Source organism: Hymenobacter radiodurans, assembly GCF_004355185.1.
In the GTDB taxonomy this organism is placed as follows: Bacteria; Bacteroidota; Bacteroidia; order Cytophagales; family Hymenobacteraceae; genus Hymenobacter; species Hymenobacter radiodurans.
The window spans coordinates 3,286,802-3,309,899 of record NZ_CP037922.1; the positions used below are offsets into that span (position 1 = coordinate 3,286,802).

Sequence of the window (23,098 nt, forward strand, 5' to 3'; positions counted from 1 at the left end):
AGCCCAGTCAGTTGACCAACCAAAAGATGGGCTCCTGCATCGTGTAAGGTTTGGCTGTGTCTATTGCCTTCAGATCTGTAAAAAAGCCCCCCAGGCAACCTATCATTTCACATCTTGATGCTTGGGCCGTACCTTGGGGCTCCTACGCTCAATATTTTTCATGAGAATTCTCAAGTTTGGCGGTACGTCCGTCGGGTCGGCGGCGCGGATGCATTCTGTAGCCGACCTAATTCAAAGTTCTGAGCCGCGCATTGTGGTACTGTCGGCTATGTCGGGCACTACCAATTCGTTGGTTGCTATTGCAAAGCTGCTGTTTGAAGGGGAAATCCAGGCTGCTACGTCTCAGACCGAGATTCTGCGCCAGCATTACTTGATGGTAGCCCGCGAGTTACTGCCCGAGCCAGCCGTGGCCGACGAAGCTATTGGTCATATAAGTTCGTGCTTCAAAACGATATTTAACCTGATGCGTCAGCCCCTGTCGACCTCGGGCGAGCGGGTGATTCTGGCGCAGGGTGAGCTGCTGAGCACGTTGCTGTTTCACCGCTACCTGACGGCGGTGCGCGGCCAGGATGCCGTGTTGCTCCCCGCCCTGGAGTTTATGCGCCTCGATGCCAACGACGAGCCCGACGACGCCTATATTCGGGAGCATCTGGCCCAACAATTAGCCCCCCACGCCGGTCAAAAGCTGTTTATCACGCAAGGCTACATTTGTCGCAATGCCAAAGGCGACATTGACAACCTTAAGCGCGGCGGCTCTGACTACTCCGCTTCGCTTATCGGGGCAGCGGCCGACGCAGACGAAATTCAGATTTGGACGGACATCGACGGCTTGCACAACAATGACCCGCGTGTAGTGGAAGGTACCTACCCTATTCGCGAGCTGTCGTTTGATGAGGCGGCCGAGCTAGCTTATTTCGGCGCTAAAATTCTGCATCCCAGCTCTGTGCTGCCAGCGCGCCAGTACAATATTCCGGTGCGGCTGCTCAACACGATGCAGCCCGAAGCACCCGGCACGCTTATTTCCAGCACAACCGGGTCAGAAGCCATTAAAGCGGTGGCCGCGAAAGATGGCTTGGTGGCTATCAAAATCAAGTCGAGCCGTATGTTGCTGGCGCACGGTTTTCTGCGCAGCGTGTTCGAGGTATTTGAGCGCTATCGCACGCCCATCGATATGATTACGACCTCAGAAGTGGCCGTATCGCTGACCATCGACGACGCTACTCACTTAGCCGAAATCCTGGCCGAACTACGCGATTTTGGCAGCGTGGAGATTGATGAAAACCAAACCATTATCTGTCTCGTGGGCAACCTTATTCAGGAAAACCACGGTTCAGCTCGGCTGGTGTTCAATGCGTTAGGCGATATTCCCCTCCGGATGATTTCCTACGGCGGCTCCCCGAACAATATCAGCTTACTGGTGCACACTGCGGATAAAACGCGGACACTTAAGGCGTTGAACGCGGGGTTGTTTCAGCGGTAGTCAGGATGTCACCTATTTATTTACTAGAGAGTTAGAGAGCTAGTTTCCCTCCGCAGCTGAGGAGGGGTTAGGGGTGGTTGGCAATCGTTCAACAGTTACTAACTCTAGTTTTTACTTCTAGTCTTGTTCTGACGTCTTCAACCACCCCTAGCCCCTCCTCAGCTGCGGAGGGAAACTAGCTCTCTAACTCTAATTAGGGCTGACTTTTCGGTTTACTGTTTTCACAATGTCTTTTTCTCTTTCCGGCGAGCTTCTCTCCCGCCCTACGCCTTTCTATCATTACGACTTAGGATTGCTGACGCGCACGCTAGAAGCAGTGCAACAGGCGGCGCGTCCGCGGGGATTTCATGTGCATTACGCGCTGAAAGCCAATGCCAATGAGCCCATTCTGCGGCTCATACAGGCGCACGGCCTCGGGGCCGATTGCGTGAGCGCCAACGAAGTACAGCGCGCCCTCGACACCGGATTTGCCCCCCAAGACATTGTATTTGCGGGTGTAGGCAAAACGGACGCAGAAATCAAGCGGGCGCTGGCGGCGGATATCTGGTGCTTCAATGCGGAGTCGGCGCAGGAGCTGGAGGTACTGAATGAGCTGGCTGGGGGGCAAAATCGGCGGGCGCGAGTGGCCTTGCGCGTGAATCCGAACGTGGATGCGCAAACCCACCACTACATTACGACCGGACTGGAAGCCAATAAATTCGGTATCGGACTCGCCGATTTGTCAGCCGTAGTGGAGCAGCTAGCAACGATGTCCAATCTGGAGCTGGTAGGGCTGCACGCGCATATAGGCTCGCAAATCACTGATTTGGCGGTATTTGCCGAGCTTAGTCAAAAGTTAAACGAGTTACAAACCTGGCTCGAAGAGCAAGGTCACCACTTGCCTCATCTCAACGTGGGCGGCGGCTTGGGCATCGACTACAACGACCCCGATACGAACCCGATTCCCGATTTTGAGGCATACTTCCGCACCTTTGAACAGCACCTGATTCGGCGGCCGGGCCAGCAGGTGCACGTGGAGTTGGGCCGCGCTATTGTGGCTCAAAGCGGCACGCTGGTAAGTCGGGTTTTGTACGTTAAAAAGAGTCAGCAAACGCAGTTCGCTATTCTCGACGCGGGCCTCACCGAGCTTATTCGGCCAGCTTTATACGGGAGCCATCATCATATTCAAAACCTCAGCAGCCAGGGCGAAATTCAGCCGTATGACGTAGTGGGCCCGATCTGTGAGTCATCGGATACCTTTGGTCGTGCCGTGCCTTTGCCCGAAACGAAGCGCGGCGACTTGGTGGCGCTGCGTTCGGCGGGCGCGTATGGCGAGGTCATGAGTTCAGCCTACAACCTGCGGGAGAAGGCTGAGGCGATATACGTTTAAATGGAAGCAGCCTATAAGTGAAGAAAGCCTCTCAGAAATTCTCTGGGGGGCTTTTTTTGGTTGGTAGCAGAGAGGAGCCAGCCGTTCCGAAGCTTGACCATCTCATCAAACCCTAGGCCGAGCAGCTTTTCTCTAATACCAAACGGTCCATTTTCCCAGCTTTTCGTGCTGCTTAAAATACGGCCGCAGCCACTGCCGCTCGGGACTCAGTTCGCCTTTCACAAGGAGCACCGGCCGTTGCCGGAGCATCCAAGTAAGAGTCGGGAGTTGGGTAGAATCGGCGAGGTAAATCAGGTTTTGCTGCCACCGTTTATCGGTTTCAAACTGCGTTTCGCGGTTGAGGTTGTGGTTGCCGTCATTCAACGAAACAGGCAGTTTGCCCAGCTCAAACGCCAGCGATGGTAATAGCTCATTGTACACCAGTACGGGCCGTTCTGTGAGTTTGCGTTGGCGCAGCAAATCCGCCAACGGACGTGTGCCGTTGGCGGCCAGCTCATTTTGGTGCAGAATGGGCTTTGCGGCCAGCAGCAGCGTGAGAGTGAAAATAGCAGCTGCGGCCAGCAAACGGGGCGCAACGCGCACCTGCTCCCAAAGTGTGAGCGTAATTACCAGCACTACTACGCCAGCCGCTGGTACAGCAGCCATAAACGGCCGCAAGGTGAAGGGCGAATTAAAGGCTGCGGCCAGCACGGGTGCCAAACATAGCACGCCAAGTAGAACACCAAAAAAAGCCACAATGCCCACGTACCAACGAAACAGTTGCGCCTCATTGCAGCGCCCCAGGTAATAAACCGTCAGCAGGGCCATGCCGGGGAAGATCGGCAGCACATACAGGAGCAGCTTAGAGCTGGACAGCGAGAAAAACACCAACGGAATCAGCACCCAGAAAATGAGCACATTGCGCCAGATTTGCGGTACTTCAGCCCAACGAATACGTACCACTTGCGCTAGTAACGCCACCGACCATGGCAAGCTGGTAGCGGGTGCCAGCACTAGGTAAAACCACCACGGCTTTGCCCGATTAAACGTGTTAGCATTGGCAAAGCGCTCGACGGTATGCTCAAATAAGAAGTATCGAATGAAAGCGGGATTCTCGGCTACCAAGTACAAATACCAGCTGAGCCCCACCAGCACAAACAGCCCAAACCCTAGCAGGTGATGCACTGTGAAACGGCGACGGGCTTGCTTTTGCTCGGAATTCTGCTTGAAGTAATGACTGATAATAGCCATCAGCGGTAGGATAAAGCCTACCGGGCCTTTGGTCAGAAAAGCCAGACCCAAACCTAGCCAGAATAGGTACAGCCACCGAATTTGCCCCCCAGCGTAGTAGCGCAGTATGCCGTAGGTAGCCGCCAACTCCAATGTGGCCAGATAAGCATCGGTCGTCACGTTGAGGGCGGAAATAAGTACTACAGGCAAGGAACCATACACAATAGCTGCCGCCAGGGCGCGGGCCCGGTCGCCTTTAAATAACAGCTCGCCCAGCTTATACATAAGCAGCACTTGCAGCAGCACAGCCAGCACGGGCAAAATACGCACTCCGGCCGCGTGGGGGCCAAAAATGGTCAGGCTGGCGGCGGTGAGCCAATACGTAAAAGGAGGTTTATGGAAGTGCTGAATACCCAACAGGCGCGGGTGGAGCCAGTCGCCGGTGACCAGCATCTCACGGCCAATTTCGGCGTAGCGCGCCTCACTGCTTTCCAGTGGCCCCCAACTTCCAATTCCCACCAAAAAAGCCCCCCGAGCACGAACAGCCAAAGCCAAAGCCAGAAACGAGAGGTAAGGGGAGCAGCCATAGAAATAGGATGTGGAAAGCGGCTGCAATGTTAGCCAAAATGTGGGGTAAGACCGGCTTTACAACTAACGAGTAACTCAGCGGTTCTCCTTTTGTCTCACCTTATGCTCCTGCCCATGAAAATTCTGCTCACTGGTGCCAATGGCTACATCGGCCAGCGCCTGCTGCCGCTGTTGGTGGAGGCTGGCCATAGCGTAGTGTGTCTGGTGCGCGACGCGCGGCGGTTTACGCCACCCGAGCGCCTGCGGACGCAAATCACGGTGGCGCAGGGCGATTTGCTCCAGCCAACATCTTTGCAGGATTTGCCGCTTGATATTGATGTAGCGTATTACCTAGTGCATTCCATGAGCGGCGGCGACCAGGATTTTGTGCTAGCGGAACGTCAATCGGCCGAGAATTTTACCCAGTATATCAACCGTACGTCGGCGCGGCAGGTTATTTACCTCAGCGGTATTGCCAATGACCGCGGGCTTTCGGCGCACCTTCGCTCGCGTCGGGCGGTGGAAAAGGTGCTTCAGAAAGCTGAAAAGGCGGCGCTTACGGTGCTTCGAGCTAGTATTATTATTGGGTCGGGATCGGCGTCGTTCGAGATAATCCGAGATTTGGTGGAGAAACTGCCGGTGATGATAACGCCGCGCTGGCTTAACTCCCGCTGCCAGCCCATCGGGGTGCGCGACGTAATGTTTTACCTGACCGCCGTACTTGACAATCCCGCTTGCCTGGGGCAAAGCTTTGATATTGGCGGACCTGATGTATTGACTTACAAGCAGATGCTGCTGGGCCTGGCCGAAGTGCGCGGCTACCGCCGCTACATCCTGACGGTGCCAGTTCTCACGCCGCGCTTGTCGTCGCTGTGGCTATTTCTGGTGACCAGTACCACCTTTTCGCTGGCGCAAAGCCTAGTAGACAGCCTACGCAATGACACCATTGTGGCTACCAAGCGCAGCATTTCGCAAGTAATAAAGCACGAGTGCATGGGCTACGCCGAAGCGTTGAAGCTGGCTTTTACTCGCATTGAGCAGAACGAAGTTATCAGCAGTTGGACCGATGCGCTGAGCAGTGGCGTGATGGAGCGCAACTACATGGACTTCGTGCAGATCCCGCAGAACGGCATGCTCTTCGACCGACAGGAAATGGCCTTTACCCGCGACCCCAACGAGGTGCTGCAAAACGTGTGGAGCATCGGCGGCGAACGTGGTTGGTATAAGGTCGACTGGCTTTGGCGTGTGCGAGGCTTGCTCGATAAGTTTGCGGGCGGCGTGGGCCTCCGCCGGGGCCGCCGCTCCCCCACCGATCTACGCGCCGGCGACCAGCTCGACTTCTGGCGCGTGCTCGTCGCCGACCGTCCGGGCCGGCGTTTATTGCTCTACGCTGAGATGAAGTTGCCTGGGGAAGCGTGGTTGCAGTTTCGCATCGTGCCGGATGAGGCCACCGGCGGCCACCGCCTGGAGCAACTTGCCGCATTTCGGCCACGTGGCTTAGCTGGGCGGCTCTATTGGTATTCGCTTGTGCCCTTCCATTTTATCATCTTCAAGGGCATGGTAGAGAATATTGTGCACTACGGTACCGCCCCGGGCACCCAAGCACTTCCCGAGCCAGCACGCGGTTGAATCTTGCGCTTCTCCGAATTACAGGCCGTCATGCGTGAGCTTCGTCTCTGCACGACGGCCTTTTTGGTTCATTCAACTACCTAAGCGCCGCACGAGCCACATAATCAGGCTCAACAGTACGCTGATTAGCAGCATCGATACGAATGGCATATAAAGCCGGAAGCCGGGGCGCTCCACGCGCACGTCGCCGGGAAGGCGGCCAAACCAGCTGAACCAACTGCCGCCGCCAAGCCACAAAAAGCCCCCCAGCAGCGCCAATCCGAGGCCGAGAAGTACGAGCAGTTTACCGATGGGCATAAGCAGAAATACTTGATTGCGACGCTGGAGGTTGCTAGTGTTGAGTTGCTTACTTCTTCTCAAATACAAACTCCACCTTATCACCGGCTAATTGTAGGGCGGCTTCAAACTTCTGGCCGGTACGCTGAGAGGTGAAGCCACGAATAACGCCCGTTTTGCCCCGCCGCAGGAGCTGCGCTATCTGTGCCTCCGTGAGCATACGTCCACACAGCTCCAGCGGCACCCGAAACTGGCAGTCTTCGCGGAAGCGGGAGCAGCCGTAGGCCGCCTTGCCGCGCAACATCGTACCTAAGCGGCACACCGGACACGGAATTTGCTGCGGGGCTTCGGTGGTAGCGGGCTTGCTTTCGGCGGCGCGCACCAGCTCCAGCGTATGCTGGGGCGTCAGGCGCACGGCCGCATCGAACTTCTGGCCCACGTCGTCGATAAAGCTTTTGATGACGGGTGTGCGGCCTTTCGTGAGCAAAGCTGATACTTGCTTATCCGTCAGGTTTTTACCTTCGAATTGACCGGGCAGGCGCATGGCGCATCCTTCCCGCCAGCGCGAGCAACCGAAAGCCGTTTTGCCCCGCATTACATGACCTTGTCCGCAAGCCGGGCAAGTGCCTAAGCTTCCCGGCACGGCTGGCGAGGCGGTTGTGGGGGGCGTTTTGCCCGCTGGTGCAGTAACTTTTTGCCCCCCAGTGGCTGTATTTCCCGGCCCACTAACGCTGATACCACGCCCCGAGCCATCAGCTTTCACCTCCAGCACCATCTCGCGCACCAGTGTTTTCAGTTCACCCAAAAACTGGTCAGAGTCAAGGTTGCCGGCTTCAATCTGGCGCAGCTTCTGCTCCCACTGGCCGGTCAGCTCCGCCGATTTCAGGGTGGGGTTGCGAATGAGACCAATCAGCTCAACGCCGGTGGGCGTGGGCAGAATCTTCTTTTTATCGCGGCGGATGTAGCCACGCTTGAATAGCGTTTCAATGATGGCGGCGCGGGTGCTGGGGCGCCCGATGCCGTTTTCCTTCATGGCCTGCCGCAATTCTTCGTCGTCCACGTTGCGGCCGGCGGTTTCCATGCCGCGCAGTAGCATCGCCTCGGAGTATTCGCGGGGCGGCTGAGTTACTTTTTGGTCGAGGCGGGGCTTGTGGGGGCCATTTTCGCCTTGGGTAAACGACGGCAGCACGGTGCTCACCACATCGTCGTCGCCTTCACCAGCAGCCTTGGGCGCCGAGGGAGCTTGCTGTTTCTCCGGGTCGCCGTACACCACGCGCCAGCCGGGATTGAGAATCTGTCGGCCCCGCACGCGGAACGGATGCGCAGCGGCTTCACCAGTCACAATCGTGTTACTGACTTCGCAATCGGGATAAAAGGCAGCCAGAAAGCGGCGCACGATGATATCGTACACGCTGCTTTCGGAGCCGCCCAGGCCGCCGGCACTCGCGCCCGTCGGGATGATGGCGTGGTGGTCGGTGACTTTATTGTTGTTAAAAACCTTCGTCGGCTTCCGAATTTTTCCTTGCAGCAAGGGCGCAGTCAGGCCAGAATAGCCCCCCAACCCACGCATGATGCCGGCAATTTTAGGGTACTGATCATCAGGCAGAAACGTGGTATCAACGCGCGGATAGCTGACTACTTTCTTCTCGTAGAGACTCTGCACGGTTTTGAGCGTATCCTCAGCCGAGAGCCCCAACTGGTTATTGCACTGCACCTGCAACGATGTCAGGTCGAAGAGGGAAGGCGGCGTTTCGAGAGCCTTCTTGATTTCAACGTTGGTGACGGTGAAAATTGCCCCCCGCACCGCCGCCAAGGCCGCATCGGCCTCTTCCTGACTCACGAAGTAGCCGCGCGCTTTCAGGCGAGCTTTCTCATCCGGCTCATCGTCGTCGCCTTTGCCTTTTTTGAGCGGCGCGACGTGGCTAAACATGGTGCCCCGATACTCCGTGCGTAACACCCAGTACGGCTCGGGCTTGAAGTTCTGAATTTCGTGGTAACGGTCGACGAGCAGGGCCAGCGTGGGCGTTTGCACCCGGCCAATGCTGAGCACTTGCTTCTGTCCGGCGGCGTATTTGAGCGTAAACAGGCGCGTGGCGTTCAAACCCAGCAGCCAGTCGCCCACGGCGCGGCTCTTGCCAGCCTGGTACAAACGGTCGAACTCGGAGCCTTCGCGCAAGTTGGCAAAGCCTTGGCGGATAGCTTCTTCTGTCAGTGACGAAATCCAGAGGCGCTTGAAGGGCTTGCGGTATTTAGCCTCGGTGAGCACCCAGCGCTGAATCACTTCCCCCTCCTGCCCCGCGTCGCCGCAGTTGATGACTTCCTCGGCGCTGGCGAGCAAGTTTTTAATCACGTTGAACTGGCGCACCACGCCGTCGTCGCGGCGCATGAGCTTGATGCCGAAGGAGTCGGGCATCATGGGCAAATCGTGGATGCTCCAGCGCTTCCACTCGGGGCGGTAATCCTCGGGCTCGCGCAGCTGGCAAAAGTGCCCAAACGTCCAGGTGACCTGGTAGCCGTTGCCCTCATAATAGCCATCCATGCGCCGGTTGGCACCTAGTACGTTGGCTATTTCGCGGGCTACGCTGGGCTTTTCGGCAATGCAGACTTTCAAATCGGTATTTCTTGCTGACAATACAAAGTTCGCTGAATGGGCTCAGTTCAGGCTCAACAAAGATAACGCGCTAAAAGGTCGTTCGGCGTGTGCTGTTAAAAGCGGCTGCTATTGAGATTTATACTGATCAACCCTACGCTTAGGCAGCCGTAACTCCTCAGTACCCAACGCCCCGCGGCCGTTGGCACATACGTCCCTCATTTCCACCTCCCAAACAACCTTCTTATCTATTCTATGGAAACTATTAAAACCAAAGCCTACGGTGCCACCAACTCTATTTTTAGCGGCCTCTCGCCCATGGAAATTGAGCGGCGCTTGCCTCAAGCCGATGAGGTTCATCTTGATATTCTGTACTGCGGCGTGTGCCACTCCGATTTGCACCAGGTAAAAAACGATTGGGGCAATACCATATACCCCTGTGTGCCCGGCCACGAAGTAGTAGGCCGCGTGACGGAAGTAGGCAGCGGCGTCACCAAGTTCAAAGCCGGCGACATCGTGGGCGTGGGCTGCATGATTGACTCGTGTGGGCAGTGTCAGCCTTGCCAGCACGGCGAGGAAAATTATTGCCAGGGCCCGGTGAGCTGGACTGCAACCTACAATGGCCCGATGAAGCCGGATGGCAGCGGCGCTAACACTTTTGGCGGCTACTCCACCAACATGACGGTGAAGGAATCGTTTTTACTCCGCATTCCGGATAGCCTCGAAATCAGTGCCGTGGCGCCTATTCTCTGCGCGGGCATCACTACCTATTCGCCCATGAAACACTGGAAGGTAAAAGCTGGCGATCAGGTAGGCGTAGTGGGCTTGGGTGGCTTGGGCCACATGGCCGTGAAGCTAGCCAAAGCGCTGGGAGCCAACGTTACGGCTATTACTACGTCTAAAGACAAGCAAGCCGACGCCGAAGCAATGGGCGCCGACAACGTTCTGTTCTCGACGGATGCCGACGCCATGAAACAGCACGAGGCCAGCTTCAGCTTCATCCTCAACACCATCCCTGACGAGTACGATATCAATGACTACGTGAGCCTGCTCAACCTAGATGGAGCCGTAGTAGCGGTGGGGCTGCTGGGCGAGTACAAGAAGCCGCTCAATAACATGGATGTCGCCAAATTCCGGCGTACAGTGGCTGGCTCCATTATCGGGGGTATTGCCGAAACCCAGGAAGTGCTGGACTTTTGCGCCGAACACAATATTCTGCCCGACGTGGAAATGATTCGGATGCAGGACATTAACAAAGCCTTCGACAAGATGATGGACAAGGAAGTGCGCTACCGCTTCGTCATCGATATGCAGTCGTTGAAAGACGCCGAATAGGTACTGTTAAGTCAGGTTTTGGCTCTACAAAAAAAAGCCCCCAGAAGCTCTTTCGAGGCGTCTGGGGGCTTTTTTAAAGCTTGCATTTACTAATTAGTGCACTTCGCGAGTACCATCGGGGTAAACGGTAGTGCCGTGCTTAGGTCGCTTGGCCGACTTACCGTTTTTTGATGAAACTACCAGCGCTGCTGTAATGGCCACTGCCGACCCAATCAGGGCAGCGGCGGCTAGCGGATGGGTTGTGGCGGCGGTGTAAAAGCTACTCTCACGGGTGTAGCCGGGATAGTTGCCGCGCTCTTCCAGGGTACCAGCGGGTCTGTCCAGGCCATTCCGATCAAGTGGCTGTGGCGGATACTCGGCCTTTTCCTGCTTGGCAAACACATTCTCCATAAACTTGTCTACCAGGGCCGGCACCCAGTTGTTCAGCGCCGTAATAGCACGGCCACCACCGCCCACGGTAATTTCGCGTTCAGGCGTTTCGGCGCAGTGCAGAATGGCGCGGGCCACGGTTTCGGGCGCGTAAGCGGGCGGCGCATGCTGAGCTTCGCGCTCCATGTAGTTTTTGGCGTGCAGCGGATACGGCGTGTCGATGGCCGATGGCTTAATGAGGGTAACTACCACTGGCGTTTCGTCCATTTCCAGTTCCATACGCAAGCCATCGGTAAAACCTTTCACGGCATGCTTGCTGGCGCTATAAATGGTTTGCAGAATGGCCGTGGTTTCGGACAGAATACTTCCAATATTGATAATGGCGCCCCCCTTCTGCTTTAGGTGCTTCACCGCTTCCAGCGAGCCGTAAATCAGACCCCACACATTAGTTTCGAACAGCTTGCGCATATCCTCGATGGGCACCTCTTCTATCTTCCCATAAATCGAAACCCCCGAGTTATTCACCCACGTATCGAAGCCGCCGAACCGGTCGTGGGCAGCCTGTGCAATGCGACGCACCTCGTCCTGGTTACTAACATCAGCCACTACAGAAATAGCCTGACCACCAGCCGTTTCAATTTCCCTAACAAGTTGCTGCAAAGCATCCTCGCTACGAGCGGCCAATACGAGTCGGGCACCTTTTTCGGCGGCCATCCGGGCCGTCACAAGGCCAATGCCCGATGAGGCACCCGTAATTACAATTACCTGATCAGAAAGCTTTTTTAGTTTGGTTTTCATAGTAGTAAGGATCAATTTGTTCCTCACTCTTACGGTATCGCTACAGGCAAGTGTTGCGCGGCAGAGCTTTTCTATTAATTCGCTCCCCAAAAATTTATCACTCTCTCCGACGCGAGCTCACACTAATCGGCCGTAGGCTTTGCCAGCAGGTCGCCACGGACGGGTTCGCTGCTCACTACGGCACTTTTACTGGGTAAACACGCGATTGGGGGCTTTTTTGGGCATAAAAAAACCTCCGTGACCAAATAGTCACGGAGGTTCCCAGTTGCCGACGTATCCCCCTCAGTTTACGTCAGCTAGTGGTTATTTGAAGTACCACCCGCAAAGCACTAGCTGCTAATGATACTAAGTAAGAGAGTAATTTGCTGAGCTACCTATGCTGCTTGATGCATAGTAACGTTGCTCTGGCCTTTCTCTTTATTCTAGCTTTTGGAGTTGCTTGTCTCGGAGGATGTCGAAGTGCCTAAATCTTGCGTAGCCTCTACCTGTTCTTCGAGCACTTCTTCGGCATGCTCCATAGCCTCTGTGCCATAGATGTGCTCAAAGTCGGCCATCATGTTCTCACCCACTTCCAAATCTTTCAGCAAACCAACCCGAATATCGTATACCAACCCGTGCAAACGAGGAGGATTATCGCCTTTCATAGCGTTCTGAATGATATTGGTTTTGCCCAGGTTACGTACCTGCTCAATTACATTCAGTTCTACCAAACGCCGTAGCTGCTTTTCTTCATCCTTGATACCTGCAAACTCGGTTTCGTGCAGGCGGATAACGTCGCGAATATTAGTTAGCCAGTTATCAATCAGGCCATACTGTTTGCCGGCTGCTGCTGCTGCTACACCGCCGCAACCGTAGTGGCCAACCACCAGAATATCGCGTACCTGCAAAACTTCCACCGCGTACTGAAGCACCGACAGTAGGTTCATATCAGTATGTACCACCATGTTGGCGATGTTGCGATGTACAAACATCTCACCTGGGCCGGTGCCGGTGATTGCGCTGGCGGGCACACGTGAGTCGGAGCAGCCGATGAACAGGTACCGCGGCTTTTGGCCTTGAGCCAGCTTTTCAAAGTATTGCGGATCCTGAGCCTTCATCTGCTCAACCCAGATGCGGTTATTTTCAAAAATCTTTTCCATTGGAGGTGGGTAGAGGTAAGTCCGACAGCCGCGCGTAGGGCGGTGTCTGACATTGCAAGGTGGGTTTAAAATTAGTGCGCGATAAGCTTTACTTCCGGAATATTGCGTAGCTCCAGCTTTATATCACGCTCGGCTGCCGTAGTCCGGTAGTTCTGAATAGCTTCGAGTACATCATAGTCAATATACGATGATTCGGTGCCATCCACGATGACGTGTTTACCAGCAGGAATTCTATCCAAGGTTGTAACGATGCTCGCCTTATTCAGGAATGAAACGTGCTCCGACAACTTAAGGTGCACAGTGTTCGGATCCTGGCTTGGCTCATGATGATAGAAGTAAGCGGACTCGAGATTAGCCTTCAGAATGTAGAATACACCCACAGCCAATCCTATGCACACGCCTTTCAATAGGTCGGTAAACAGGATAGCAACAATGGTGATAATGAAAGGCAGAAACTGGGCTAATCCTAAACGCCATTGCGTTTTATACAAAGCGGGCTTAGTAAGCTTGTAACCCACCATCAACAAGACAGCAGCCAAAGCCGACAGCGGAATTTCATTAAGGAAGTCAGCCAGAAACAGTAAGCTAGCTAGCAACAACAAGCCGTGAAAAAATGCTGAGACCTTCGTTTGCCCTCCAGCGTCGATGTTAGCTGAACTCCGAACGATAACGGCAGTAAGTGGTAAGCCACCAATCAGACCGCTAATAAGGTTGCCTACGCCTTGCGCTTTCAATTCACGATTTTGGGGAGTGTGGCGTTTATGCGGATCAAGCTTATCAACTGCTTCAATGCTAAGCAGAGTTTCTAGAGAAGCTACAATAGCAATGGTAGCTGCAACAACATAAGTGGAGCCATTAGACAACGCACTCCAATCTGGAAAACGCAGGATACCAACTACATCGTTAAGGGAGTTGATAACGGGTAGATTAACCAAGTGCCCTGATTGTACTTGTACTTCGGGAGCTACTACACCCAACAATTGGTTTATGGCTATCGAGAGAATGACCACAATTAGAGCCCCCGGTATCATACGAACAAATGGTAGGCGGCGCATAAAGCTGGAGCCCCACATCAACAGAATGAGCAACGACACTATACCAATGATAGCGGATCCCAACTTAATAGAGCCTAAGGCTGCTCCAATAGCTGAAAAGGTGTTCTGACCATTAAACTGCAAGAAGTCCAGATCTTCAAAATAGTCGCTATCGGCACCTAGGAAGTGCGGTATCTGCTTCAGAATCAGAATCAAACCGATAGCAGCCAGCATTCCCCGAATAACAGAGGTAGGGAAATACATGCCAACAATACCCGCTTTTGCAAAGCCGAGAATGAGCTGTAAAATGCCAGCTATTACTGTAGCCGTCAGCACGGCCTCAAACGAGCCTAATGTGCTAATGGCCATTATCATAATGGCTGTAAGGCCCGCGGCCGGACCACTCACGCTTAACTGAGAACCACTCACCCAGGAAACCACAACGCCCCCTACAATACCCGTGATAATGCCTGACAGCAAGGGAGCATTGGAGGCGAGCGAAATTCCGAGACACAGTGGTAGCGCTACCAGAAATACAACCAGACCGGATGGAATATCTTTGCCGAGTGTCTTTAAGTAGTTGGTAGGTGGTGGCTGCACCTCCGGAGAAGATGCGGACGGAGCTACGCGTGGAGTAGATGAAGCAACTTGTGGCATGAGGGGGAGTGCATTGTAGGTACAACAACTGCCAGCAATTATTGCTGATACAGCTTTTAGATACGATACAAACCTATCCCTCAGTCGTTAAGTCTCAGTTAAAATAGAATTAAAATAAGATTAAAAAAACTTTAAGCGTCCAGGTCCCCAACTCCGGCTTGTTAAGCTTTGACCCTCAGTTTAGTGGAAACAGGCCAATCGAGCCGCACGCGGGTACCAATGTTCAATTCGCTGTCTACCTGTACGGACCCACCGTGCAGACTCATTATTTTGGCGGTAAGCGGTAATCCAATACCGTGGCCCGGTACATTTCGCACCGTTTCAGCCCGGAAAAAGGGCACGAATACCTGCTGCCGGTCGGCCTCATTCATCCCTAAGCCATAGTCTAGCACCTCGAGTACAACCTGGTCGTCGTTAGTGCTGAGGGTGGCTATAATGGGCTTATTGGAACCGCGAGAGAACTTACAGGCATTCTCCAGCACATTAAGCACAGCAGCCAGCAACAGCGCTTCGTTGCCGTGCACCTCGAATGGAGTACCGTGGTTCGCTTTGCCGTTCTCATGAAAGGCTAGGTCGATACGACAGGTCGGCTGACGGCGCTGCATCTCTTCGTGCGCTTGCAGCAAAAGCTCCTCCAGCCGGACTAAGCCCAGCGTAATTTGGGAAGGGTCGTCGGAGGCGCGTGCTATCTGGAGCAGGCCGTTGGTGAGGTTGCTGAGCAAGCGAGCCGCATCGAGTGTGCTGCGTAAGGTGCGCCGATACTCTTCGGGGGTTCGTTCCTGTAGCAGAGCAACTTCCAGTTCACCCATTAGCGCCGCCAAAGGCGTTCGTAGCTCATGAGAGGCATCGCGAACAAACGTGCGCTGACCCGCAAACGCCGTTTCAAGCCGATCGAGCAGGCTATTGAAGCGCTGCGCCAAGTGCGATACTTCGTCTTGGCCATCGGCCTGCGACAGGCGGCGGTGCAGGTCGGAGGCCGTGATAGTATCTACTTCCTGCACAATGCGCTGCATGGGGCGCAGTGCTTGGCGAGCGAAAAACCAGCCCCCAATTCCTACAATAGTGAGCGAAGCCAAAAAGCCCCCCAACAGAATTCGCTTCAAGCTACTGAGTTTCTGCTGGCTATCTGTATCAAGAGACGAAGCCACTACTACAAAGTCGCCGCGCTGGGCATCGTGGTAAAGCACGCCAATGGTCTGGCGGAAGTCCTTCTCCAGAACGACAGGCTTCCGATTCAAGCGAACCGCTTGTAGCAACTCTAGTGGAACCGACTCCGGCTGGACTTGCCCTTCCCGAAACACCACCTTGTTCTGCGAATCGTAAACCCGGGCTTCCTCTTCAGGCAGCGTCCGATAGAATTGACGCAGGTAGCGCCGGTACGAGGCTCTACTCGCGGCGTTCGTCCGGTTGGTGCCGTCTAGATAAACGTGGGCAACTACACGGGTGCGGGCCAGCAGGTTAGCCGTAAAAAACTCCTGGCGTGATTGGTAGGTGAAAAAATAAATCACCAGCGAAAACACCAACAGGGTGACAGCCAGAATGGCAGCAAACTGTAGCGCCAGACGCGTCCGAATGGTCATAAGAAATTACTAAATATTCGCTACTGCTGTTCTGCTACTGCACAATCAGTGACGGGCACACAGTCAGCACCCAAAAAAGCCCCCCGCCTATTCTTCCTTCATCACGTAGCCCATTCCTACCAGCGTATGAATGAGCTTAGGCGAAAAATCCTTGTCAATCTTCTTTCGCAAGAAATTGATATAGACATCAATAACGTTGGATCCGGTATCAAAGGACGTTTCCCAAACCTGCTCCAGAATATCGACCCGCGATACGACCCGTTCTTGGTTGCGAAGCAAGTATTCCAGCAAAGCAAACTCACGGGCGGTTAACTGAATCGTCTGATTGGCGCGCTGCACCAGCTTGCGGCCCGGATCTAGGGTCAGATCGGCCAGACGCAGCACAATATCCGGTGAAGGGGTCTCGTGGCGGCGCCGCACCAACGCTCGAATACGCGCCAGCAATTCCTGGAAAGCAAAGGGCTTCACCAGATAGTCGTCGGCGCCGGCATCCAGCCCCGAATTTTATCATCTGTTTCGCCCAAAGCAGTGAGCATCAGAATGGGAACCGCAGAGTTCTGGGTGCGGACCTGCCGACATACATCCAAGCCGTTGAGGCCCGGTAGCAGATTATCTAGGATCAACAGATCGAAAGATTCCGCCAAAGCCCGCCGCAAACCAGTAGGACCATCACTTGCCACTTCTACGGAATGCTGCTGTTCCGTCAAGCCTTTTTGCAAGAAGGCCGCAACTTTGGGTTCATCTTCTACCAACAAAATTTTCATAGACAAGTATACGAACCGCCTTTCTGGAACAAACATTTGCCCCAAACGACTCTGATTGAATGGTGGAAAGCTGCTTTTGATGTGCTTATTACACAGTCAAAAAACTATTAGTGTTGTAAATCCGTAAGAACCCGGAATTGTTAAGTACAAAATTTTATTATTAATATTTAACTATTTCTTGACATCACAAAGAATACGAATTACTTTTACTATATAGTACTAAATAAGCTTGTCATTTTTACAGTTTCGCCTGCTTTTTGCTCCTGCTTTTGATTCTCCTTTACTCTACTCTCCTTCGAACACACCATTTTTTTATGATCCGTTCCTTCTACGCGTTGGCTCTCCTGTTGCTGAGCGGCCTATCTTCCTGTGTCTCAACCAAGGATATCAGCTATTTACAGGATTCCGATTATTCCAGTACTCAAGCTAAAGCAGTAACCAATGAGCGCCAGGAGTATAAGCTTGCAACTAATGATGTCCTGAATATTACGGTGCAAAGCGCACAGCCCGAACTTACGCAAGTATTTAACCTGAACACAGGTCAGGGAACGTTCATCAACGGTGACCCAGGCTCTCAGTATACGAACGGATATGTGATCGATGCGGGGGGCAATATTATGCTACCTACAGCTGGCCGGCTTATGGTGAAGGGACTTACTGTAACAGAGGCTCAGCGCGTTATCCAGAATGCTGTTAATAATTATGTACGCGGTGCTACCGCTTCAGTCAAACTGGTCAGCTTTAAAATTACCGTTTTGGGTGAGGTCAGAAACCCCGGCTACTTCTTTATACAGAATCCGCAGGCTACTATACTGGAAGCCCTTGGCTTGGCTGGTGATCTTACCCCGTTAGGCAACCGTCGCAACGTTAAACTCATCCGTCAGACCCCAACTGGCTCCGAAGTGGTGTTGCTCGATCTTACACGCCCCAATCTGCTCTCCTCCCCTTATTTCTATCTGCAGCCAAACGATGCGGTATATGTAGAGCCTGAGTCAGCCCTTACGCAGCGTGCGAACATCAACAACTTAAGTATCGTATTCGCGGGCCTGACTACAATCGCCGTAATAGCAAACTTAATTTTATCTGCGAACAAATAGTATAAGCTCACGACAGCCAATGCTTTGCTAACCTACAGCAGCATAAATCCTTAGTTCGTACCTTGTATATAATCGCAGGCCTTTTCTTTTTTAGTTATTCAGATGAATAAGCAAGAATCTTCGGATGAGCTGAACCTGAGCAATTTGCTCTTCAAATTCGGTCGCTATTGGTATCTTTTTGTTCTTGTACCACTTGTGTTGCTGGCTGCCACCTGGGTTAAAGTTCAGACCACGGCGCCAGTTTATCGCTTTCATTCAACCCTTCAGCTGGCCGATCGGGCAACCCCTGGCTCTCGTCAGGCGCAGGAGGTGCTTACGCCCAGTGAAAGCCGCAATGACCTAACCAGCGTAGAAGATGAGATAAGTGTGCTCACTTCGGCTTCCCTGGTACAGCAAGCCCTCGACAAACTCGACTTCGAGGTATCTTATTTTGACGTTACTAATTCATTAATTAACAAGCTTGGCGATCTAAAAGTCCAGGAGCATTACCAGGATGCCGGTTACACAGTAAAGCTTGACACAATTGCCCCCCAGGTAACGGGGGTATCGCTATATCTGGAGTTGCGCCCCGATGGATTTTACCATATTCAGGGTGAGGCGGACAAAGCATACTTAACTGATATGCGTACCGGCGCGGTCCTAGAAACCATCGACAACTTCACTTTTAACGAGGTAGTACGTCCTGGTCAACTGCTACGCACGCGCCACTTAACCCTCACCATTACCCCAACCGATTCTATCAGATCTTTGCCTGAAGTTGCAAAGCGCTATTTCGTTATCAATCACCCACAAGCACTGGTTGGTGAATATCAGGGCAAGTTAGTAGTAGAACCTACAGAGCGCTTTGCCCGCGTACTCCGGCTCACGACCAAAGGCTCCGTAGGGGGTAAGGAAACGCGTTTCCTGAATACCCTGATGGAAACGTATGTCCTTAACGATCTGGTTGATAAGAACCGAAAAGGCAGCAAGACCTTTGAGTTTATCGAATCACAGATTACAAAGGTTGCCGATTCGCTACGCCGTTCAGAAGCCGCACTTGCTTCTTTCCGGGCATCGCGTGGCATGGTCGACGCTGGAGCTCAATCGAGTTCAGGTATTGGTAAGATCAGCGAGTTAGAAAACCAGAAGGCTCAATTATTGACTACCCGGCGCACATATGAAAGCGTTCTGAGCGCTCTTCGTACAAATTCGAGTGAAGAGGCAGTTAGTACATGGGCAAGCGCAGGCGTAAACGATCCGGTACTTGATAGTCAGCTAAGTGACTTAGCGCAGCTAACTAGCCAGCGGGCTGGCTTGGCCGTCAGCGCAAATGATGATAACCCAGTATTGCAGGCCTTAGACAGCCGCATCCAGAGCCGTCGTCAGTCACTCCAGCGCAGCCTCACTGGGCTGATACGCTCATCAGATGCAACGCTTAGTGATATAACCAATCGACTGGCCTCTATCAAAACCGCCATCAATCAGATGCCGGAGAATCAGCGTCAGGAAGCTCGACTGCGCACCCAGACTACGCTGAATGATCAGAACTATAACTTCCTGATGCAGAAGCGAACAGAGGCAGCTTTGATGTTGGCGACGAATGTGAGCGACAAGAAAATAGTTGACCGCGCTCAATTATCTGATAGTGCTCCGGAAAGCCCCAAAGGTAAACAACTGTACATGTTTGCCGTATTGGCTGGACTAATGCTCCCCGCTGGCTTCCTTTTGTTGCGTGACCGGACAGCTCAAACTGTACAAAGTGCTGATGAACTCAAGCGCGTTACAAATGCTCCATTCTTGGGATTGATAGCCGATGCTGGTCGTAAAATCCGGTTAGCTCGAATGGAGATGCCGCGTTCTGCTGTTACAGAGTCATTCCGTACGGTGCGCGTGAATCTGCAATATGTAGCAGCTGGGCCTGATCGACGTGTTATTGGCTTTACCTCTTCTACTTCTGGTGAAGGCAAGACATTTTGCTGCACCAATTTAGCCGCTGAACTGGCTCTTTCAGGCAGACGCACTATTATAATTGAGACTGATATGCGGAAGCCAACCGTAGCGGGCTACTTCGGTTTCGACTCACGTCACGCAGGCTTGTCGTCTTACTTAAATGGGGAATGCACTTTAGCCGAAGCGATACAGCAACCTGATATTCCTAATCTGGCGATTCTGGCTGCTGGCCCTATACCGGAGAATGCTTTGGAGCTACTGGAAATGCCACGCATGGCTTCGCTGATAGCTGAACTGCGTAAATCATATGACTACGTAATTGTAGATGCTCCTCCTCTGGGCCTCGTATCAGAGTATTATATTCTGAATCAATACACTGATGTAACGATCTTTGTCGTTCGTCACCGTTATACACAGCGCAATATGCTATCACAGGTGCAAGAATTGGCTCAACGCCAGACTGGCAACCAGCAGCTTTATGTATTACTAAACGGCGTTAATTTCTCATCTACCTACGAGTACCGCTATAAGAGCGAATCGGCTTACTATACAGCCTAAATTCGCCAGGCGTAACTGTCGAGTTTGACAGTTTTGCTCCCAGATTTCCTGTGTCAATGAGCCAGAATCTATCCTCACGTATCCTGCACAGCATTAAATGGACCACAACGGCCACCTTCGCGATTGCTGCGATGCAGGTAGGCTACAGTGCCTTAATGTCGCGCTTGCTTACTCCGGCCGATTTTGGCTTAGTTGGTATGGCTGGAGTTGTGTTAAGTTTTGGCAGCTATTTCGCTCAAATGGGTTTGGAACAAGCCCTGATTCAACGTACTGAACTTAGTGAAGACGATGTACGGGTAGCCTTTACGGTTTCGGTTCTACTCGGAATTACGTGCACCACAATACTCTGGTTTGCAGCCCCTATAGTTCCCCTTTACTTTAAAAACCCCCATGTAGTACCAATTCTACAGGTGATGGCGGTAAGCTTGTTGATTACCGGCTTATCCGCTACGGCTATAAGCTTGCTCAAGCGCCGTATGGCATTCGAAACACTAAGCAAAATAGAGGTTGCCTCTTATATAATTGCTTATGGTGGTGTGGGCTTAGGAATGGCTTTTCGGGGTCATGGTGTCTGGAGCTTGCTGGGAGCGACAATTACGCAGGGCATACTGCTAGGTATACTGGCTTATTGGAATGTTCGCCATAGCATACGGCCACTCTTCAGCTGGAATGTATTTAAGCCACTGTTTGCTTTTGGTGGTAAGGTTTCAGTCATAAGCTTCCTAGAATTTCTTGGTGCTAACCTCGATCAGTTATTTATTGGTCGACTACTGGGTGTGCGCATGGTGGGTATCTATAATCGAGCATTCATGTTGGTGTATCTACCCGTACACAACATGACGACCAGTATAGCACGGGTACTTTTACCAGCCTTCAGTACACTACAAAATGATCGTAAGCGGCTAAGTCAGTCCTACTTAACTACCCTTTCCCTTACTAGCTATGTGGTGTTGCCTACCTGTGTAGGAATTGCCACTACAGCTGAGCCTTTGGTCCAAGTGATGCTTGGCGATCAGTGGCTAGAAGCAATACCGATTGTTAAAATTGTAGCCTTTGTTGTAGGGCTAAATATGCTATCTACTTTTGGAGGTATTCTATTTGAATCGCTGGCAGATCTCAACTTCAAGCTGGCGCTACAAGGGGGATATGTAATAATTCAAGCCCTGCTTATGATCTATGCCAGTCGCTTTGGCCTGGTAGGTCTGACTGGGGCCATGTTATTAGGCGAAGTACTACGTCATTTGGCCTATCTGATAGCTGGCAGACGCTTATTAAGCTATACCTTCTTTGATATTGTATCTACTTACCTACCCGCTACTGTAACAGCACTTGTTGTTGGGCTAGCTTCTTATGGTCTAACAAAAGCCTTCGCTGGTTCGGGAGTACCAGCCTTGGTGCAGTTGCTGGCTCACATATTGCTCTGTGGATCCTTACTGATTGGTATGCTAACAGTTGGCATCAATCGTCCTATCCGCATGCAACTTGATGAGCACGTACTGAGCAAGCTTAGCTTTTTACAGCAGTCGCGTCCTTTTAGCCAGATGCGTCTGTCTGTAGCGAAAGTGCGGGTACGGTTAGCACAGATACTTCAGCGCAAGCTGTTAGGCTCAATGGTTGGCAACTTACCTGGCACGGCATTGCGCTCTTTGGAGGAAGTATGTGGTTGGGATGATGTTCGTCCGCACGTTCGCACCATGCGTACGTTATCAGCGCCACTTACGCAGCACTATTCTTTTCCAGCACATTACCCCCCTTACTTTCGACGCAACAAGGCTTTTGAAGCTCGTCTGGCCTACTGGCTCCGTGATGTATGTGTTGCACCTGCCAATGGACTTACTTGGCTACCGGATGCTGATTATGTTCTGTCCGAAAGTATAGGTGATGTGCGCCGGTTGATGGGCTGGGGAAATATTTTGCCTCACTTACACCTCCTACATTCTCGTCGTCCTACTCCTCTCGATGAGCAAGGATTAGTAGTAGCAGCCGCTCCCGCTCCTTTTTTCCATTGGATCTTCGAAACGCTACCTAACTTGCTGACAGCACTGGAGCTTGACCCTGAAGTGCGCATCTTGCTACCCGCGCAGTACCCTACCTTTGTGCGTCAGGCTTTGGAGCTACGATTGGGGGACAATTTTGATCAACGAGTTTCTATTGCCGAAGGACCTGTACGTGTTCCAAACCTATTGCTGCTGCAAACGGAAGTAGATGCCGGCTTTGTACCGCCTATTGCAGTAGATATTCTTCGAAATTACTACCTCCCCAATCATTCCAGCCTACCTGCCGGCTACCGTGACGTTTATATATCACGACGGTATGTTCCAAGGCGTGCTATGTCCAATGAAGCAGCACTCGAGGAAGCTCTCCGCAAAAGAGGTTTTGAAATAATTTATAGTGAACACCTCTCCTTCGCTGACCAAGTAAAATTATTCAGCCAGGCTCGAACAGTGGTAGCGCTTCACGGGGCTGGCATGAGTAATATCGTTTGGGCTCCGGCAGGCCTGCAAGTGCTGGAGATTTTCCCTAATGGCTATTTCAACGATTGCTATGCCCGGCTAACAGTGCAGCTCGGCCATGACTACGACTACATTACCTGTGGACCATCACAGGGCAAAACTGCTTCCGGCACGATTTCGGTTGCAGATGTAGTTGACCGACTTCCCGTTGCGCAAGCTCCTCAAGCGGCAGGCTTAGCATCAGCTCTTTAATAGAGGCAAGGCT

Annotated in this window: 14 protein-coding genes and 1 pseudogene; 7 read left to right on the plus strand and 8 right to left on the minus strand. The window is 52.7% G+C overall.

Annotation, left to right across the window (positions count from 1 at the left end):
- Positions 1–160 precede the first annotated feature (160 nt).
- Entirely contained in the window at positions 161–1,480 is a 1,320-nt protein-coding gene (locus EPD59_RS15085; protein ID WP_133273504.1) for an aspartate kinase, read from the plus strand.
- A gap of 226 nt (positions 1,481–1,706) precedes the next feature.
- Positions 1,707–2,849, plus strand: coding sequence for a diaminopimelate decarboxylase (lysA, locus tag EPD59_RS15090; protein ID WP_133273505.1), 1,143 nt, complete (start codon positions 1,707–1,709; stop codon positions 2,847–2,849).
- Between the two features lie 132 nt (positions 2,850–2,981).
- Here lysA and EPD59_RS15095 read toward each other — a convergent pair whose 3' ends face one another.
- Entirely contained in the window at positions 2,982–4,673 is a 1,692-nt protein-coding gene (locus EPD59_RS15095) for an ArnT family glycosyltransferase (protein WP_133273506.1), read from the minus strand.
- Positions 4,674–4,760: 87 nt separating this feature from the next.
- On the opposite strand from EPD59_RS15095, the gene EPD59_RS15100 reads away from it, so the two are divergent.
- Positions 4,761–6,254 carry an SDR family oxidoreductase gene (locus EPD59_RS15100; protein ID WP_133273507.1) on the plus strand — a complete coding sequence of 498 codons (1,494 nt, stop codon included), beginning with the start codon at positions 4,761–4,763 and terminating at the stop codon, positions 6,252–6,254.
- A gap of 72 nt (positions 6,255–6,326) precedes the next feature.
- Here the strand turns inward: EPD59_RS15100 and EPD59_RS15105 are convergent, their stop codons facing one another.
- Both EPD59_RS15105 and EPD59_RS15110 read right to left on the minus strand, forming a co-directional pair.
- Entirely contained in the window at positions 6,327–6,551 is a 225-nt protein-coding gene (locus EPD59_RS15105; protein ID WP_133273508.1) for a DUF2905 domain-containing protein, read from the minus strand.
- A gap of 49 nt (positions 6,552–6,600) precedes the next feature.
- A complete protein-coding gene (locus EPD59_RS15110) occupies positions 6,601–9,141 on the minus strand; it encodes a type IA DNA topoisomerase (protein WP_133273509.1) in 2,541 nt (846 codons plus the stop codon).
- Between the two features lie 234 nt (positions 9,142–9,375).
- On the opposite strand from EPD59_RS15110, the gene EPD59_RS15115 reads away from it, so the two are divergent.
- Positions 9,376–10,455 carry an NAD(P)-dependent alcohol dehydrogenase gene (locus tag EPD59_RS15115; RefSeq protein WP_133273510.1) on the plus strand — a complete coding sequence of 360 codons (1,080 nt, stop codon included), beginning with the start codon at positions 9,376–9,378 and terminating at the stop codon, positions 10,453–10,455.
- 93 nt (positions 10,456–10,548) lie between these two features.
- Here EPD59_RS15115 and EPD59_RS15120 read toward each other — a convergent pair whose 3' ends face one another.
- From EPD59_RS15120 to EPD59_RS15140, 5 genes and pseudogenes are all read right to left on the minus strand, one after another.
- Positions 10,549–11,622 carry an SDR family oxidoreductase gene (locus EPD59_RS15120; RefSeq protein ID WP_133273511.1) on the minus strand — a complete coding sequence of 358 codons (1,074 nt, stop codon included), beginning with the start codon at positions 11,620–11,622 and terminating at the stop codon, positions 10,549–10,551.
- 422 nt (positions 11,623–12,044) lie between these two features.
- Positions 12,045–12,761 (minus strand): carbonic anhydrase, encoded by a 717-nt coding sequence (locus EPD59_RS15125; RefSeq protein ID WP_133273512.1) that lies wholly within the window; start codon positions 12,759–12,761, stop codon positions 12,045–12,047.
- Between the two features lie 71 nt (positions 12,762–12,832).
- On the minus strand, positions 12,833–14,452 hold the full coding sequence (locus EPD59_RS15130) for a SulP family inorganic anion transporter (protein WP_133273513.1): 1,620 nt from the start codon (positions 14,450–14,452) through the stop codon (positions 12,833–12,835).
- A gap of 161 nt (positions 14,453–14,613) precedes the next feature.
- On the minus strand, positions 14,614–16,032 hold the full coding sequence (locus tag EPD59_RS15135; protein WP_133273514.1) for a sensor histidine kinase: 1,419 nt from the start codon (positions 16,030–16,032) through the stop codon (positions 14,614–14,616).
- An 87-nt stretch (positions 16,033–16,119) separates the two neighbouring features.
- Positions 16,120–16,796, minus strand: a pseudogene (locus EPD59_RS15140) (response regulator transcription factor).
- A 314-nt stretch (positions 16,797–17,110) separates the two neighbouring features.
- On the opposite strand from EPD59_RS15140, the gene EPD59_RS15145 reads away from it, so the two are divergent.
- From EPD59_RS15145 to EPD59_RS15155, 3 genes are all read left to right on the plus strand, one after another.
- On the plus strand, positions 17,111–17,893 hold the full coding sequence (locus EPD59_RS15145) for a polysaccharide biosynthesis/export family protein (RefSeq protein ID WP_240731441.1): 783 nt from the start codon (positions 17,111–17,113) through the stop codon (positions 17,891–17,893).
- 102 nt (positions 17,894–17,995) lie between these two features.
- Positions 17,996–20,380, plus strand: a complete 2,385-nt coding sequence (locus tag EPD59_RS15150; protein ID WP_133273515.1) for a polysaccharide biosynthesis tyrosine autokinase — start codon at positions 17,996–17,998, stop codon at positions 20,378–20,380.
- A 56-nt stretch (positions 20,381–20,436) separates the two neighbouring features.
- A complete protein-coding gene (locus tag EPD59_RS15155) occupies positions 20,437–23,085 on the plus strand; it encodes an oligosaccharide flippase family protein (RefSeq protein WP_133273516.1) in 2,649 nt (882 codons plus the stop codon).
- Positions 23,086–23,098 lie beyond the last annotated feature (13 nt).